The 15,810-nt window shown below is 69.9% G+C and carries 16 protein-coding genes and 1 pseudogene; all 17 read right to left on the bottom strand.

Annotated features, from left to right (window positions below; all coding sequences use genetic code 11):
• Positions 1-1,024: pseudogene (locus IE109_RS23130) on the bottom strand (hypothetical protein); the annotation flags it as partial.
• Positions 1,025-5,947 carry a peptidoglycan DD-metalloendopeptidase family protein gene (locus IE109_RS23125; protein ID WP_189552940.1) on the bottom strand — a complete coding sequence of 1,641 codons (4,923 nt, stop codon included), beginning with the start codon at positions 5,945-5,947 and terminating at the stop codon, positions 1,025-1,027. It lies immediately after the preceding pseudogene.
• Positions 5,948-5,974: 27 nt separating this feature from the next.
• Positions 5,975-6,433 carry a hypothetical protein gene (locus IE109_RS23120; protein ID WP_189552939.1) on the bottom strand — a complete coding sequence of 153 codons (459 nt, stop codon included), beginning with the start codon at positions 6,431-6,433 and terminating at the stop codon, positions 5,975-5,977.
• Positions 6,376-6,705, bottom strand: a complete 330-nt coding sequence (locus IE109_RS23115) for a hypothetical protein (protein ID WP_189552938.1) — start codon at positions 6,703-6,705, stop codon at positions 6,376-6,378. The genes IE109_RS23120 and IE109_RS23115 overlap by 58 nt, the downstream gene beginning before the upstream one ends.
• A gap of 71 nt (positions 6,706-6,776) precedes the next feature.
• On the bottom strand, positions 6,777-7,337 hold the full coding sequence (locus IE109_RS23110) for a phage tail tube protein (protein WP_189552937.1): 561 nt from the start codon (positions 7,335-7,337) through the stop codon (positions 6,777-6,779).
• 75 nt (positions 7,338-7,412) lie between these two features.
• Positions 7,413-7,814: a hypothetical protein gene (locus IE109_RS23105; RefSeq protein ID WP_189552936.1), complete on the bottom strand. Its 402-nt coding sequence runs from the start codon at positions 7,812-7,814 to the stop codon at positions 7,413-7,415.
• The gene (locus tag IE109_RS23100; RefSeq protein WP_189552935.1) at positions 7,814-8,056 is read right to left on the bottom strand and encodes a hypothetical protein; all 243 of its coding nucleotides are present in this window, start codon (positions 8,054-8,056) and stop codon (positions 7,814-7,816) included. The genes IE109_RS23105 and IE109_RS23100 overlap by 1 nt, the downstream gene beginning before the upstream one ends.
• Positions 8,056-8,424: a hypothetical protein gene (locus IE109_RS23095; protein ID WP_189552934.1), complete on the bottom strand. Its 369-nt coding sequence runs from the start codon at positions 8,422-8,424 to the stop codon at positions 8,056-8,058. Before IE109_RS23095 ends, IE109_RS23100 begins: the two co-directional genes overlap by 1 nt.
• Complete coding sequence (locus tag IE109_RS23090) at positions 8,424-8,774, bottom strand: hypothetical protein (protein WP_189552933.1); 351 nt, start codon at positions 8,772-8,774, stop codon at positions 8,424-8,426. Before IE109_RS23090 ends, IE109_RS23095 begins: the two co-directional genes overlap by 1 nt.
• Positions 8,771-9,322, bottom strand: coding sequence for a head-tail connector protein (locus IE109_RS23085; protein WP_189552932.1), 552 nt, complete (start codon positions 9,320-9,322; stop codon positions 8,771-8,773). The genes IE109_RS23090 and IE109_RS23085 overlap by 4 nt, the downstream gene beginning before the upstream one ends.
• On the bottom strand, positions 9,309-9,560 hold the full coding sequence (locus IE109_RS23080) for a hypothetical protein (RefSeq protein ID WP_189552931.1): 252 nt from the start codon (positions 9,558-9,560) through the stop codon (positions 9,309-9,311). The genes IE109_RS23085 and IE109_RS23080 overlap by 14 nt, the downstream gene beginning before the upstream one ends.
• Positions 9,561-9,661: 101 nt before the next feature.
• The gene (locus tag IE109_RS23075) at positions 9,662-9,826 is read right to left on the bottom strand and encodes a hypothetical protein (RefSeq protein WP_189552930.1); all 165 of its coding nucleotides are present in this window, start codon (positions 9,824-9,826) and stop codon (positions 9,662-9,664) included.
• A gap of 14 nt (positions 9,827-9,840) precedes the next feature.
• Positions 9,841-11,133, bottom strand: a complete 1,293-nt coding sequence (locus tag IE109_RS23070; protein WP_189552929.1) for a phage major capsid protein — start codon at positions 11,131-11,133, stop codon at positions 9,841-9,843.
• 8 nt (positions 11,134-11,141) lie between these two features.
• On the bottom strand, positions 11,142-11,954 hold the full coding sequence (locus tag IE109_RS23065) for an HK97 family phage prohead protease (RefSeq protein WP_189552928.1): 813 nt from the start codon (positions 11,952-11,954) through the stop codon (positions 11,142-11,144).
• Positions 11,955-11,956: 2 nt separating this feature from the next.
• Positions 11,957-13,891, bottom strand: coding sequence for a phage portal protein (locus IE109_RS23060; RefSeq protein WP_189552927.1), 1,935 nt, complete (start codon positions 13,889-13,891; stop codon positions 11,957-11,959).
• Complete coding sequence (locus IE109_RS23055; protein ID WP_189552926.1) at positions 13,891-14,112, bottom strand: hypothetical protein; 222 nt, start codon at positions 14,110-14,112, stop codon at positions 13,891-13,893. The genes IE109_RS23060 and IE109_RS23055 overlap by 1 nt, the downstream gene beginning before the upstream one ends.
• 21 nt (positions 14,113-14,133) lie before the next feature.
• The gene (locus IE109_RS23050; RefSeq protein ID WP_229891453.1) at positions 14,134-15,786 is read right to left on the bottom strand and encodes a terminase large subunit; all 1,653 of its coding nucleotides are present in this window, start codon (positions 15,784-15,786) and stop codon (positions 14,134-14,136) included.
• Between the last annotated feature and the right edge of the window lie 24 nt (positions 15,787-15,810).

Below are 15,810 nucleotides of genomic sequence, written 5' to 3'. Positions count from 1 at the left end.
CGCCGCTGACCACGGTCCAGCCGGCGACGTCCTTCTCGAAGCTGGCATCGGCGTAGGGGACAACGCTGCCCTCACGCAGCGGCGCGGCCGGCATGATGACGGCGCCGTCGATCCGGACAACCTGACCGGCGGTGCCGGCGGTGATGCCCGCCGCCAGGCGGACGTAGGCCGCGTTCGACGGCGCGGCCTTCGACACCTTCTGCCGGTAGTAGCCGGTGCCCGGCGCCGACAGGTTCGCCCGCTCGGTCGTGATCAACGCCGACGCGGCGGTGTAGAAGCGGAGCTCCACCCACGTCGTCGACCCGGCGGTCGGCGGGTTGAGATAGGCGTAGCCGATGTACTCCTGCCCGGGGGTGACCGGGGACAGGGCGGTCGTGCGGACCGAGGCGTCACCGCCCGCCGTCACCGTCATCGCCAGGACGTGCCCGCCGCCCCAGTACCAGTCGACCGCCCACGTCACCGGCGGAGTCTGGCGGGCGATGCTGCAGTTGGCGTCCACCTGCCAGGCCAAGGTGGGCGCGTCCATGCCCTCCGCGTCCGCCGACAGCAGGTTGCCGGTCGTCCGCATCGGGGAGCCGAGATACACGTTCTCGAAGTTGTGCTGGACGCCGGCGCCCGCAGGGGTCACCGAGGAGACGACCACCTGGACGGTCGCCGCGGTCGCCGGGGCGTAGTCGGAGACGCTGATGCGGTGCCACGACGCCGACGCCGCCGACGTGGTCACCGACCACGAGATGGAGATCTCGACATTGGCGGCGGTCAGCCAGCGCAGCCCGATCCGCTCCGGCACCGTCCCCCAGGCGTCCGCGAACGCCTGGTACTCCTGGCCGGCGACAACCGAGTACGACCAGACCGTGCGGGCCTGCATCTCGCCGGCGGCCGACGACGACAGCCGCAGCGTGCCGTCGCCGTTCCGCCCGCCCGTGCCCCTGCTGATGGTGCAGTTCAGCTTCGCGGTCCAGCCCGACAGGCTCGGATCCATCGACTCCGTCGTCGCCGACAGCATGTTCCCCGGGATCGCCATCTAGACCCCCTTCCGGTTCGCGCGCATCGCGGTGACGACGGGCCGCAGCGTCGCCGCCACCCGGCCGTCGGCGACGCCTGCGACGTAGGCGTTCAGCGTCGGGCCGTCCTGCACGACAAGCGTCACTGGCTGACCAGCGGCAAGACCGCCAGTCGCAGCAGCACCTACGAGCGCTGTCGAGTCGGCGTTCGAGTAGACCCGGGATGGAGCGCCGAAGCGCACCAGTTCCGGCCCCTGCTCGCCGACCCACGCCCACTCGCCCGCCCTCGGCGTCCCGCCAGAGGCGTAGCCGCCGGGCCGGTTGTACGCGCGCGGGAGGCTGCCGTACTGGGCCAGCGCGTACCGCATGGAGGCATACACGTTGGCCAGCGGGTTGGTTGAGACGCCGTAGCTGAACGGCCCGGTGGTCCGGTATCGCCCGGCGTGCCGCTGGAACGTCGGCCGGATGACCTGCATCAACCCCACACTCGGATGCCCGGCCCGCCAGTTGGAGTCCCAGCGGTTGACGATGTTCGGGTCGCCGCCCGACTCCTGGTTCATGCGGCGCAGGGTGATCCCCGCGTGCGAGGCAGGCTGACCGACCAGCCCCAGAGCGCGCCGGACCACCCCAGACCAGCGCTGTACGCCTGCACCGCCGGCTCCGGCGGCCGACGAGACCCCGGTCAGATACGGCATGGGGTCGACCGGCTTGCCATTGAGCCGCGCCTCCAGGTGGAGGTGCGGCCCGGTGACGTTGCCGGTGGCGCCGACACGGCCGATCTCCTGGCCGAGGCCAACCGCCCCGCCCTCGCGGGTGGCGGCCGACAGGTGCGCGTACAGCGACTGCAAGCCCCCGCCGTGCTGCACCAGGATGTGCGTGCCGTAAGGGCCCTTCCTGCCGACACCGAGGATCTGCCCGGGTGCGACCGCGCGTACAGGCGTACCCATGCGCGCGGGGAAGTCCAGGCCGGTGTGCCGGCCGGAGGACCACATGCGGCCGGCGACACCGAACTTCGTGCCGTAGGCGACGTCGACCGGCTTGAGCCACTGGCCTCCTGCCGCGACTTCGCGGTCCTCGGTGCCCTTGATGGCGCCGAGCGCCTTGTTGAGGAGGGCCGTGGGCAGCGCCTTGACCAGGCGGCCGAAGCCGCCGTCGGCGCCGGGGATGCGGGAGATCAGGTCGCGGATCGGCCTGGCTGCCAGTGAGGCGGCTTTGTGGACGCCGCCCAAGACCCAGTCCTTGGCGTTGTTCAGTGCCCCGCCCAGAGCCTTGATCTTGCCGCCGAACCAGTCGCCGATGCCGCCGTGAGCGCCTACCGGGCCGCCCTTGGCGAATCGGCCAACCGCCTGTCGCCGCAGTGCCTCGACGACGCCGTGGCCGCCGACGCCGCGCACCTCGCGGGCTGTCCAGACGTGCTCGCCGTTGGACAGCAGCGCGGGGATGGAGTCGGAGGTGCCGGTGCCGGGGCCGCGCACAGAGCCGCCGTCGGCGAACTTGTACTCCGCCAGCGGCTTGATCGGCAGCACCTTCGCCGCGCTGTTCCACATGCCGCGAACGCCCTGGTTGTACACCACGTCCACGACCCACTGGATGGGGCCGCGAGTAAGACCCTTGATCTTCTCCCACTGCTTACCGATGGCGTCCTTCGCTATGCGGAAGGACTCGGCGACGAGGTGCACGGCGTGCTGGATGCCCGAGAAGACCGGTCGCATGTACCGCTCCCAGGCGGTGGAGATGACCGTTCTGATGACCTGCCAGGCGAAGGAAATGTCCTTCTTGAGGCCGATGAACGCCGGGGCCAGGGTGCCCAGGATCCAGCCGCGCATCTTCTCCCAGGCGGGCCGGATGACGTTCTCCCACGCCCACTTAACTGCGTTCTTGATCGCCCCCCAAACCGGCTGGATCACCTTGTCGTTCAGCCACTTGAATGCGGGCCCGAGCTTCGTCGTCACCCAGCTGACCAGCGTCGCGATGCCGCTCACCAGGCCGGCGAGCCAGCCGATGACCGTGCCGAGAGCGCCGGCGAGAGCGCCGATGAAGAACCCGGCGAGCTTCACCAGAGGCGGCAGCAGCGCCGACAGGACGCTCACCGCGAGCTGGATGACCAGGCCGACCAGCTGCATGAGCGGCGGCAGGATCGGCGACAGGGCCACGAACAGGTCGAGCCCTGCCTTGATCAGCTCCACGAGCGGCGGCAGCAGCTGCTGCAGCACCGACCCGGCCAGCTCGATGACGATGCCCAGAATCTCTCCGATCAGCGGGAAGATCGGCTCGAACGCCGCGAAGAGGATCATCAAGGCGTCGATCAGCGGCGGCAGCGCAGCGGCCAGGGCGCCGGCAAGGATCCCCGCCAGGCCCGTGAAGATCGGGAGCAGAGCGTCGAGCACCGGCATCAGCTGCTGCATCAGCGACGACCACAGCTCCGACAGGGGCGGCAGGAGCTGCATGAACGCCGCCGTGATCCCCTGCAGCGCAGCTCCGACGATCGGCAGGAGGGGCGTCAGGGCGCCGAGCACCGACTCGATCAGCTGGATACCGACCGGGATCAGCGGCTCGACCGCGGCCATGACGGCGGACAGCGCCTGGGTGAAGATCCCGGCGAGGAGAGACGCGACCTGCCCGATCAGCGTGACCAGCGGCGCGAGGAACGGCTCGAGGGCTTCGAAGACGCGGGCGACGACGTCGGCGACCATGACCAGCGCCGGCGTGAGCGCCTCGATCACTGAGGTCAACGGGCCAACGAGGACGCTGACCAGCTGCGTGACGATCCGGATCACCGGCGTCAGGGCCGGTGCGAGCGCCGTCACGACACTGGCGATCAGCTGGCCGATCGGCGCGAGCAGCGGCGTCACCGCCTGCACGACCTGCAGCAGGGCGACACCGACCTGCGTGACGACCGGTAGCAGCGCCGAGATGATCGGTGTCAGCGCGGTCGTCAGGGTCGAGACGAGCTGGACCAGGGTCGGGCCCAGGGCCTGGACGATCGGCAGGAGAGCCGCGCCGAGCTGGGCGGCGAGCTGCCCGAGGACCGGTCCGACCGCGGTGGCCATCTCGGCGATCGCCGGGGCGATGGCGGACAGCAGCGGTACGAGGGCCTGCACGACCGCGCCGAGGACCGGCACGATCGCGGCGACGATCTGAGCGACGGAGGCGAAGACCGTGCGGAGCTGCGCCTGGATTTCGGGCAGGCCAAGGACACGGCGCAGCTCCCCGAAGGCATCGGAGAGTGCGCCGACGATCGACCCGCCCGCCTCTCCGGCGGCCTGGAAGATCTGCCCGATCGTGCCGAGGATGTTTCCCAGCAGCTGCCCGAACTGGCTGAGCACCTGGAACGCGGTGTCGATGGCCTGCTGAAGGCCACCGGACGCGAAGCCCTTCGCGATGCCGTCAGCGAAGGCGCTCATCCCGCCGGCGAGCTGACCGAACAGGCGCTCCATCGCGGGCTGGGCCGCCACGCTGAGCTGTCCGAACGCGGTGACCATCTGCCCGGGGATCGTCTCGAAGGCCCGCAGATTGCGGTTCGCGCCGTCGAGGATCTGGTCGAGCATGCCGGTGCGGGTCATGTCCTGGATCGCCGCGATGGCGGACTTGCCCATCGCGTTCCAGATGCCTGCCGTCTCCGTCAGGCGGGTCTGCAGTACCGGGATCGTGGTCTTCGCCAGGCCAGTGACGGCCGTGTCGAGGCCCTCGAAGAGCCTGTCTTGGACGGACATGCGCATGGCTGTCCACGCCGGGGCGATGCCCCGGATCGCGTTCACGAAGCTCTTGGCGTTCGGCGCCAGCTTGGCCATCGCCTCGTCGAGCTTCGACGTTTGCGCCGCTGCTGCCGCCTGAGCATCAGCCAGGGCCGAGGCTGCTTCGGCGACGGCGCGTTCGGCGTCGGCGATCTGCCGCTGCCCGTCGACCCGCGCCTTGGTCACCCCTGCCTGGGCGTCCGCGAGGTCGCGCTGCGCGTCGGCGACCGCCTGGGCGCCCTCCACGCCCGCGCGGCGCGCGTCCTCCTGGGCACGGGCGAGCTGCCGCTGCCGGTCGGCGACCGTGGCGGTCGAGTCGGCGATCCGCTCACGGGCCTGCAGCACCTGCTGGCTGCCCTCGACGCCCGCCTTGTTGGCCTTCTTCGTGTCGTCGGCCAGGCGCTTGGTGTCCCGCTGCTGGTCCTTGAGGTTCAGGGCGGCACGGTCGTAGGCCAACTGCAGCTTGGCGAGCTGTTCGGGTGTGGTGCCGGGCTTGGCCTGGGCGGCCTTCAGCTCCCGCTCCGCCTCGGCCAGCCGCAGCGTCGCCTCACGCTCGTCGAGCTGAGACTCGGCGAGCCGCTGGTTCATGTCCTCGAGGCTGCGGATCGCCTCGCGACGGGCGTCCGTCAGAGACGCCTGCACCTCACGGGCTTCCTGCTGCGCGTCACGAAGGCTGCGTTCCGCATCCCGCACCCCCGCCTGGGCGTCACGCTGCCGGCGGCCGGACTCGTCGACCGTGTCGGCGAGGTTCCGCTCGGCGTCCGCGACCGCGCGCTGCGCCTCACGCACCCGCTCGGCCGCCTGGACGCGCGCGTCCGCGAGAGACCGCTGCGCGTTCGCCAGGCCACGCTGCGCGGACTCCACCGCACGCGTAGCCGAGGCCGCGGCCTTGGCGTCGGCGGATCCGTCGGCGAAAGCAGCCTTCATCGCGTCGCCCACACCGGCGAGGCCGAGCTTCAGGGCGCCCGCCGCGGTGCCTGCCGTGGCCAGGGCCGGGGCCAGCACCGCCGCGGCGGCGACGACGTTCTGCAGGTTCGCGGCGACCGCGACAGCGGCGAGACCGCCGATGCCCTTCATGCCGGCGCCGAACGCCTTAGAGAACCCGGTGCCTGCGGACTTTCCCGCGCTCGCCCCGCGGGCCGATGCCTGCCGGGACCAGTCGCCCTCGAACTCCGGCCTGATGCTGACGTAACCGCGTCCTACGAGCACACCGCCAGCGGCCACCGCGCACCCCCGTTACCCTGAGGCGCCCCTGAACAGGGAGGCGAGCTGAGCAGCGCCGGAGCCGTGACGACCGCCGAACTTGATGACGTTGGACTTCTTGCGGCGGACCTCGACACCGGGCCGCTCGATCGGTTCCGGCGGCTTGAGCCGTCCGCGCTTCTTCGGGTCGGTGTTGACCAGCAGCGTCAGGTGCGTCAGCTCACGCACCGCGTCAGCCGTCGTCGCGATCAGCTGCTGATCCAGGGACCAGGAGTTGTCGGGATTCAGCGCCCGTGCCGTGGCCGACCCTGGGGGCAGATACCGGAGGAAGACACGCAGCTCACGCCACGACATCTCCCCCCGGTACAGCTCCAGCAGCGACCGGCCCGGCCAGTAGTGGGCGACATCCCACTCGACGGCCTCCCCGTGCTCCTCTAGGAGGCGGTGGAGGCCGGCGATTCCCCCGGCTCCAGCCCGGAGCGCTTCTGCCACTCGGTGCCGATGAGTTCTAGGTCACCGAAGGTGTAGCCCGCGGCGTACATCTCCTTGACCTTGTCGACGCCGAGGACTTCCTTCAGGACGCCGACGGTGTCGTTGAGGTCGCCGACCTTCTCCTGCAGCTCGAACGGGAGGGCCTTGATCGGCGGCAGGGTGAACTCGACGCCGAACAGGTCGTAGGTGGTGGGGTCCGGGAGGGCGTCGCGGCGCTGCTTGGCGAGCGCGTCGAGCGAGACGACTTCACGCCCGGCGTTCTTGGTGGTCATGGGTTCTCCTTGCGGGGTTGCGGGTTAGGCCCGGCAGGCGCGACCCGCATGCGCGCCTGCCGGGAGCTTCATCAGGCGGCGGACCAGGCCGGGTCGTTCGACAGCCACGTCGCCAGCTCGGGCGCCGACGTGGCGTAGGCGGAGATCGTCATCTCGAGGCCGACCGCGTCCGAGCGGCCGATCGTGATGGCGCCGCGCTCGGTGACCTCGCCGCGCGGGATGATCAGCCGGTTCTTGATCGAGCCGTCGACCCACTCCAGGCCGATCGCCCGCTCGTCCGGCGTCGGCGCAGCGGGGATGTCCAACTTGTGGACGGTGCCCGACACGTCCGTCATCGTCGAGCCCGGGAAGTACAGCTTCACCGTCGCGGTCTTCAGCTCGATCGCGGTGAAGCCGAGCGTCATGTCGACGCCGGTCAGCACCTTGCGGACGGGCGACAGGCTCTGCCAGGCGTTGATGTCCTCGGTGTCGGTCGAGTACTCCATCGACACCCCGTCCTCGGACAGGTAGCCCAGGTCGACCCAGCCGGCCCCCCAGGCGGCGTCAAGATCGGTAGGTGCCGTGGTCCCCTTCGGGGCCAGGTAGATGTTGCCGTTCAGACCAACGCGCACGTTGTCAGCGTTGAGCGCCACGAATGCCTCCAGGCATGGCGAGGACCCGCGCAGCGCTCGCCGGCGGGTGTACGGAAGATGGGTGCGGGTTGGGTCCTACGAGGGGCGGATGATCATGCTCATCACGAGCACGTACCGAGGGGTGCCGGTGACCTCGTCGGGCAGCCAGATGAGGCTGGTCTCCTCGACCTCATACAGGCGCGCCCCCGGCTGGGCGGTGCCCTGGGAGGCGATCAGATGTGCGGAGATCAGCGCAGCCAGATCGCGGGCCTCCCCCTTGGTGGCCGCGAGGACGTCGATGTCGAGAGTGACCTGCTTCGTCACGCCCTTCAGGCGCGACCCCCCGCCGCCGAGGCTGACCGCCACCACGGGCAGCTCCTCGGCGAGATGTTCGGGCCATTCGCTGCCGAGCGTGACGCCGTCCCCGAGCGCGCTGGCGAGGAGATCGATCACCACTGCCTCGGCGTCAGGTTGCACGACGACGGGCAGCGGGCTCACTACTCGTCGCTCCGGCCCGAGCGCCTACGCGGGGCGGCCGGGGTGTCGGCCGCCGCGGTCTCCGTCGCCGGCGCCGCAGGTACAGGAGCGGGTTCTGTCGGCGCTTCGGGCATCGGCTCGTCGTCGAGGACGCGGGCCACCCGCCCGTCCCGGATCAGAGCCTGCAGGTCCTCGTCGGACACCTCGATGATGTCGCCGGGCGTCTTGTCGTCATGCCAGTAGGCGAGTTCGATACGGGCCATCAGATGCTCCTCATTGCGTCCAGGGTGCGCCCCAGGACACGCCACTTCGGCGAGTGGCCTTCCTGGGGGCGCTCACGGGAGGTGTTGGGGCGGCCAGACCCGAACTCGACCTGCACGGCGTATGCGACGTTCGCGCCGATCTCACTGCGCCAGCCGAAGCTGTTCCGGACGAGCTTTGCGTCCAGCGACTTGCGGTAGTTCTCGGCGCGTACCGCGTTCCCCCACGTGGGGCCCGAGTAGACGGGGGCCAGCGCCCTGGCTATCGCCTCGCCCTGCTGCGCCAGGCGGAGCAGGTAGGCGGCCATCTCCGGGCTGGAGGCGATCTGCCGGAAGACCCTCCGGTCGAACTCGATGCGAGCCCGTGCCATCAGTCGACCTCCTTCAACCGCGCCTCGACGTGATGGACGCCTGGCCCGAAGGGGTCCGGCCAGCGGCCTACGTTGCCCTCGACCTCCAGCGTCATGCCGTCGAACTCAACGCGGTCCGTCGCCAGCAGGTCCAGGTCCATACCCTCCGACGTCTGCAAGTCCCAACCTGTAACGACGGTGAGCCGGTCGTCGCTTTCCTCGTTCGACGGCAGGCGGCTGGCGGGCTGGATGTTCACGCCCTCCACGGTCAGCCGATCCGCGCTGCTCCAGTCGCGTTTCCGGTTGCCGTAGCGGTCCGTGACGAGAGGGGCTCGCACCCGGACGAAGGACTGGTGAAACAGAGGCGTCATGGCCGGTCACCCCGGTTGAGGCGGTACTTCTCGACCATGGCCGACCACTGGGCTGTGACGCCGATGGATGCCTGGGCGCCGAAGCCGATGCTCTGGCCGCCGACCTGCATGGTCTGCACGCCCGGCTGTACTCGGTACATGGCTCGGGCTTGGTCGATGACGACTTCTTTGATGTCCTCGGGGATCAGCGCGTACCCGTGCGTGTAGGTGACGTGCAGGCAGCGCAGCCGGTCCGGCCAGGTAGTGGTGAGGCGGCGCAGGTATCCGTCTGCCGACCAGTCGTAGTCGGTTCCGGCGGTGAGCGCCGCCCCCTCCAGTTCGACGCTCTCCACCGACACCACGGGGGCGGCCGGCAGGAGCAGCGAGTGCGCGCCGGTGCCGTCAAGGACAACCGTGTCTCCGGACACCAGGCTCACCGGGTGGCGCACCGCGCCGCGGAACCGGCGGGATGCGGCGTTCAGCGCCGCGAGCAGCTTCGGGTCCGTCTCCGGCACGCCGAGCCACACCGCGAGCTCGGCCGGGTCCGCGAGCGGGTCAGTCGCCACCACCCGTACCGCCGTCCTTGGTCGCCGCGGTGGTGCGAGCCTTGTTGCGGGTGGTCGTCCGGGCCTTGGTCGGCGCCTCGGCCGGCTCCGAGTCGGCGTCGGCCGTGGAGTCGGTTTCGGCGTCCTCCAGGACACCGAGCCGCTTGGCGTCTTCCTGGTTGAGCTTCATGGTCGTCTCTACGCCCGAGGGGGTGGTGACGTTGTACTTCTTCAGCGGACCGCCCACGACGGCCACCTCCATCCGTTCATCGACGGGGACTGAATCCGAGGCGGCGCCGCAGGCGGCATGCTGTGCGCCGCACATAGGGCACCGGCCCCGGATTAGCCGTGAGTTGACGAGCGTCACGAGCTCTTGATCAGCCCGGCCGCGCGGAGAGCCGCCAGCAGAGCGTTGATCTTGTTGGCGCAGTCGGCAGCCGTGGCTGTGCCGGGCGACGCGATGTCCGCGACCGCAGCGGCCTGCCTGCCCTCGCGGGCCTTGCCGGCGCCTTCGTTCAGGTACGCCATGACGTGCCCTCCGATCAGGCGGTGAGATCGATCTCGACGAACGCGTTCGGCTGGATGACGCCGAAGGCGGCGCGCATCTCAGCGAGGATCGCGACCATGTTGCGGATGAAGAAGTTCGCGTGCGAGTCGCTGATCGTGATGCTGGCCTGCTCGCGGTCCCACAGCACGGCCTTGCGGAAATCTCCGACGTAGCCGGTGCCGGCGGGGACGGCCTCGGTCTCGATGACCGGCAGCCCCCACAGGGTGCCCGCGGTACCGAGCCCGGACGGGCCACCGAAGTAGAAGCGGGCCTCGTTGTCCTGCAGGAGGTCGATGGCCTCCAGGTCGGACGGGTTGAACAGGTAGGCGTTCGGCGTGGAGCGGCCGACGAGCCGGACCTTGGTGCGGGCCTTGCGGGTCGTGGTGAGCAGGTTGGTGTCCCACGCCTGCGCCTGCACGCCGGACACGTTGGCCAGGCCTTCGAGGTTCTCGCCGGTGCCGTCGCCGGACACCATCTGGTCCTCGAGCTCCTCCTCCAGGCCGTACCTCAAAAATGCGTCGATGATGGAGCGGACCTGCGCGGCGTCTGACAGGGCCCGCTTGGTGAGCGGGATCCAGTGGGCGATCGTGCGGACCGGCGTGGTGACCTTCGCCCACGCTAGGGCCGACTCGGGCTTGACGCCGTTCGCGGCGTTCATCGTGCCCGGGTCGGCGGTCGCGGTCGACTCCGCGACCGGGGCCGCGTTGTTCGTCTGCGACGTCATCCGCACGTACTCGATGGTGTCGCTGGTCGTGGTCAGGTTCGTGACCACGTCCCGCAGCCGCAGCGGGCGCTGGAAGGCGAGCTGCCCGACCTGCAGGCCCATCATCTGGTTGGTGACGAACGCGCCGCCGGAGGTGTCGGAGCCGCCGGTGACGAGGGCCTTGTAGCCAACCGGGCGGGACTGGACCCTGTGGTCCTTGCCGAACACGCCGTTCGGGGCGGAGGCCATCAGGCCCTGATACTCGGCCGACTTGACGAACGACTCGCCCAGCGACGCCTTGGCGTCGGGCACGATCAGGCCGGACGGGGTGCGGCGCTCGCCGCCAGACTTCTCCTCCACCTGGATCTCGTCGCCGAGGTCGGCCAGGGCCTGCCGCATGGTGGCCGACGCCTTGGCCTTCTCCAGGCCCGACTTCGCCTCCTGGGCCCGGTCCATGTACTGCTTGACCTGGGCGCGCTCGTCGTCGCTGAAGTCGCGGCCCTCGTCGTCCGCCTTCGCGGCGATGGCCTGGGCCTGCAGCAGGTTGTTCTTGAGCTGTTCCTTCAGCTCCTGGATCTTGTCCACGGTTCTCCTCAGTCCGTAAGCGTGTAGGCCTCGGCCGCGAGGGCTTCGAGGTCGGCGTGCAGACGGAGCGAGGCGGGGCTCGGCCCGGCGGGCTGGACCGCCTTGGCCTCAGGGGCTTCCTGAGGCGAGGCGTCAGCGGGCTGGGCAGGCGTGGCCTTCTCGGCGTCCTGCGTGTCGTCGCTGGAAGGCAGTGAGTCCAGCAGCTCCTGGGACAGGCGCGCGATGTCGCGCACCTTCTGCTCGTTCTGGGCCGACAGCGTCCTGCCAGCCTTCAGAGACTCGAGCGTCTCCTGGACCTTCGCGAGGTCAGGAAGCATGTCGGTCGCGCTCTTCACGTCGATGAGCTCGGTCGCCTGGTTGGCCCCGATCAGCGTGGGGCCGACCTCGTACAGCTTCAGCTTGCGCAGCTCGTAGTAGCCGGGGCCGTCCTTCTGCTCCACCCACGAGCCCTCTTCGATGTCGTAGGCGAAGCTGAACTGTGTGACCCTGCGGCCCTTGAGCAGCCTGTACACCTGGGCGGCCTTGGTGCCGGGCTCGGTGTCCAGGCGGGCCTTCACCCACAGGCCCTCCGGCCGCTCCTCGGCCTCCAGCACCTCGCCGATGTGATACTCCGGGTCGTGGGACATGTGGGACCACAGGACCGGGATCGGGTCACCGCGGCCCTTCCACTCGGCGAGCGTCTCGGCGAACGCCCCGGGGGTGATCTTGTCGCCGACCGAGTCGACGTTGTACGCGGCGACGATCGCCTCGAACGTTCCCTCGTCGGTCCCTTCGTGGGTGCCCGCGGCCTTGATCCGCACCGGGCAGCTCTTGATCCGCATGGTCACTCCGTTTTCGAGTACGTCAGAAGGCACCGGCAGTTCGCCGTCTCGGCTGCATCTCCGTTACCGTCGCCCGGCCATCGAAGGCCGTTGGAGAACGCCCCACCAAGAGGGACGGTCTCGCCGTTCATGGAGGCGTGCTGAGCTCGCGGGTTGGAGCTCGTGGTCTGCCAGGTCTTGAAGCCCAGCCCGGACGCCTCAGCGGCGTCATGACCGCCGAAGGACAAGGCCTCCGTCGCGGCGGTCTCGCTGCGAGTGAGCGCCGCAGAAGCCCACACCCCGCCTGCCAGCACGAGAGCCGCCGCCACGCCGCCCTCCGCGGGAGGCTCCTCCACAGCGGCGACGGCAGCCTCCTCGCCCGCGGCGTCATGCAGCTGCGCATGGTGCAGCGCGGCGGCCAGCAGCCACGGCTCCATCACATCCGCCGACCAACCCTCCTCCGAGGGATTGACCCGGTCCAACACCGCCCGCGCGCCCGCGAGCCCGAACCTGACCATGAACTCGCCGATCACCTCGGCCAGCTTCGCCAGACGGCCAGAACGCCCGGACTCCCACCAGGACCGGACCGCCCCCACGCTCGCCGGGTCAGCAGCGATCAGCCTGGCGACCTCCCCCTCCGTCAGTTCACCCAGCGCCTCGGCGAACTCCTCGCGCAGCTCATCGACCGATGGGGGCTGCTCCGTCGCCTGCCCGGCCTTGGTCGACACCGGCCGGGCAGGCGCTTTTGGGACTGCTTCAGGCTCCGGCGCCGTGTCTCGCGGGGAGGCCAGCCCGCCCTGGGTGACGTTCAGCGGGACGATCAGGTCGTCGCCGCCGTCCACCGCCGGAAGGTTGTTGCGGGCCCTGGTTTCGTTCACCGTCATCCACGGCCGGCCCGTCGCGGTCGACGCGGCAGCCGCCTGCTCCTCGAAGGAGCCACGCATCTTCGCATCGATGTTGAACTCGCAGTACACATCCCGGTTGTCCGGGAGGTCCGGCAGGATCTGCGACTGGATCTCCTGAGCGAGCATGACCATGTACGGGCCCAGGGTGTCCTGGTACAGGTGGCTGTGCTGCTCCTTGATGTTGGAGTAAGTGGCGTGGTCGAGAATCCCGATCAGCGGCGGCGGGATGAAGTAGGCCGCCGCGCACTCCTCCCGGGTCAGCTTCCGGCTCTCGATGTACTGGGCCTGCTGCGGGTTGAAGCCGACCGGCTCGTACTTCATGCCGTCCTCGAGGATCGGCGTGCCGCCCTCGCCACCGCCGCCCTGCGTGAACGCACGCCACATCTCCCGGAAGCGGGCCTTCTCGCCCGGCCCCCACTCAGGCGCCTCCGGAGGGCGGACCAGGACACCCGTATGCCGGGCTCCGCCCCTCCACATCGCCTGCCGTTGCTTCGCCGACTCCGCGGACTCCAGCAGCAGATCCCGCAGAGACTCGATCGGCGAGGTTCCGCGCGTCAGGGTCTCCGGGCTGTAGCCGTGGATGTGCACGACCTCGTCCGGGCCGAAATCGCGGCCGCCCGCCGTCTCGTAGTACTTCGGGGCGATCCAGTTCCCCTCGGCCGGGCGGATCAGCGTTGGCGGCACCGGAAGGACCCGCAGCCGGCCGTCCAGCCGCAGCTTGATGCCGTAGAAGTCGTCGTACAGGGCGTAGTCCGACACCATCCGCTCGATGAACCGGTACTGCGTCATGCGAGGCAGCGGCTCCGCAAGCAGCTGCGCCAGCGGGTGATCCTTCAGTCGCTCGCGGTCCGTGTCGCTGATCCTGCGGAAGATGTGGATACCCACCTGCGCGATGTTCCGCGCGAGGAACGAGATGACCGTGCGGACCTGCGGCTGCGTGCGCCAGATCGTCTCGTACTCCCACGGCGCCGCCGCTATCGGCATCGCCGAGAACATCGGCGTGACACCGGCGCCCGTGATGGCGAGCTGCCCGGAGCTGACCACGAACGCCATCAGCCACCCCCGCCCGTGAGGACTTGGGTGAACTCGACCTTCGCGCGCTCTACGACGACCTCGCCGTCCATCGGCTGAGGGGCACGGCCGGCCTCGAGGAGCTCGACGTCGCGCAGCACCAGCAGCGGACCGCGCTTCGCCCACAGGATCCCTGAGAACGCCTTGTCGGCCAGGTTCACCACGACACGCTTGCGTACAGCCGTGCGGCGCCATGCGAACATCTGCGACCTCCCGCCAGGCCGCTACACGACCATGATTTCGTCTTCGTCCGCGTACCGGGACTTCCGGCGCGGGGGCCGTGCAACGATCTCCGCCATGGCGGTAGCCAGCGCGGACACGCCGTCGATCTTGTCCCCGCTGTTGGCCTTGTCCGGCTTGACGTTGCCGGCCGGGTCCATCGCCACCGCGAGGTTGTCCACACACCAGCGGACCACCGGGTGGCCGCCATGCCGCAGCGCCGGGACACGGGGCGTGCCCTGCAGGACGAGCCGCTGAATCTCCTTCAGCACCGGCGACATGGTGGCAAAGCCCTGCCGCACCTTGACCATCGGCGCCCGCTCGGACACCAGGTCGTTCGTCAGCTGCGAGGCGTTCCACGGGTCGTAGCCGATCGAGCGGACCTTGAACTTGTCCCGGTCGCGGCGGATCTGCTCACGGATCCAGTCGTAGTCGGCGACGTTCCCCGGTGTCGCGGTCAGCCAGCCCTCGCGGACCCAGCGCGACGCGGCCCCCGCGGTGCGCTTGTCCAGCGCCTTCAGGTTCGCCTCCGGCGTCCAGAACCGCCACAGGGCGTCCAGCGTCCCCGTCTCGTCGTCCGGGAACAGCCAGCACAGCGCGCACAGGTCGGAGGTGCTGGCGAGGTCCAGGCCACCCCAGGTGTCCCGGCCGGCCAAAGCCTCCTCGTCGACCATGCCAGCGTTGTTGTCCCAGTCCTCCAGGCGGATGAAGCGCGTCGACTGCTTCGTCCGGATCCCCAGATGCAGGCGCAGGAACTTGGCGAGGTCCGCCGGTGACTGCTGGGCCTCCGCAGAGGCGCCGCGCAGGTACGCGGCCGAGGGGCTCACGCCGTAGCCGGGGTTGGCCTTGCGCCACGTCGCCTCACTGTGCGGGTCGTCTCCCTCGTCAGCCCCCCAGACCACGCCGTAGGTGTCCGGGTCGTGCAGCGCGCCGCGCGCCAGCTGCTCGACGTACTGGCGGCGCCGGTCGTAGATGGATTCCTGCTTGCCCTCATCCGCCGTTGTGATGATCACGACGAGCGGCTGCCGGCGGGAGCCGGTGCCCGTCTCGATCGTCTCGACCAGATCAGGTGACTTGTGGACGTGCAGCTCGTCGATGATCCCGCCATGGACGTTCGCCCCGTGCAATGCTTCCGCGACCGACGAGACGACCGTGAAGTAGCTGCCGCTCGCCGGGTGGGTGATCTTCTTCGTGAACGCCTTGACGTTCCCCTTCAGCGCCGGCGCCCGCTCCGCGATCGTCTTGATCGGGTCGAACGTGTACCGGGCCTGCTTCTCCGAGGTGGCCGCCGCGTACACCTGGGCGCCCGGCTCCGAGTCGGCAGCCATCAGGTACACGGCGATGCCGCCCGACAGGGTCGTCTTGCCGTTACGGCGGGGCACGTCCACGTATAGCTTGCGGACGATCCGGACGTAGCCCTCGGCCTCATCGTCCCAGCGAACCCAGCCGAACACCGGGGCCAGGATGTACGCCACCTGCCACGGGTCCGGGTCCAAGGGCTTGCCGGCCCACTTGCCCTGCGTATGGCGCAGCAGGTGGAAGGACTTCAGGACCCGGTCCACCCGCTCGGGGTCGAACACCGCACCGGGTGCCTCGCCCGGGTTCGGGGTCTGCACCTTCGGCGGGCAGTCCGGCAGCGGGATCCCCCGCTGCTTCATGTACCAGCCGACCTCCGGGCTGAT

The organism is Streptomyces lavendofoliae (assembly GCF_014649735.1).
GTDB lineage: Bacteria > Actinomycetota > Actinomycetes > Streptomycetales > Streptomycetaceae > Streptomyces > Streptomyces lavendofoliae.
Note: the sequence above shows the minus strand (reverse complement) of the source record. Positions and strands in the feature narration are given on the sequence as shown.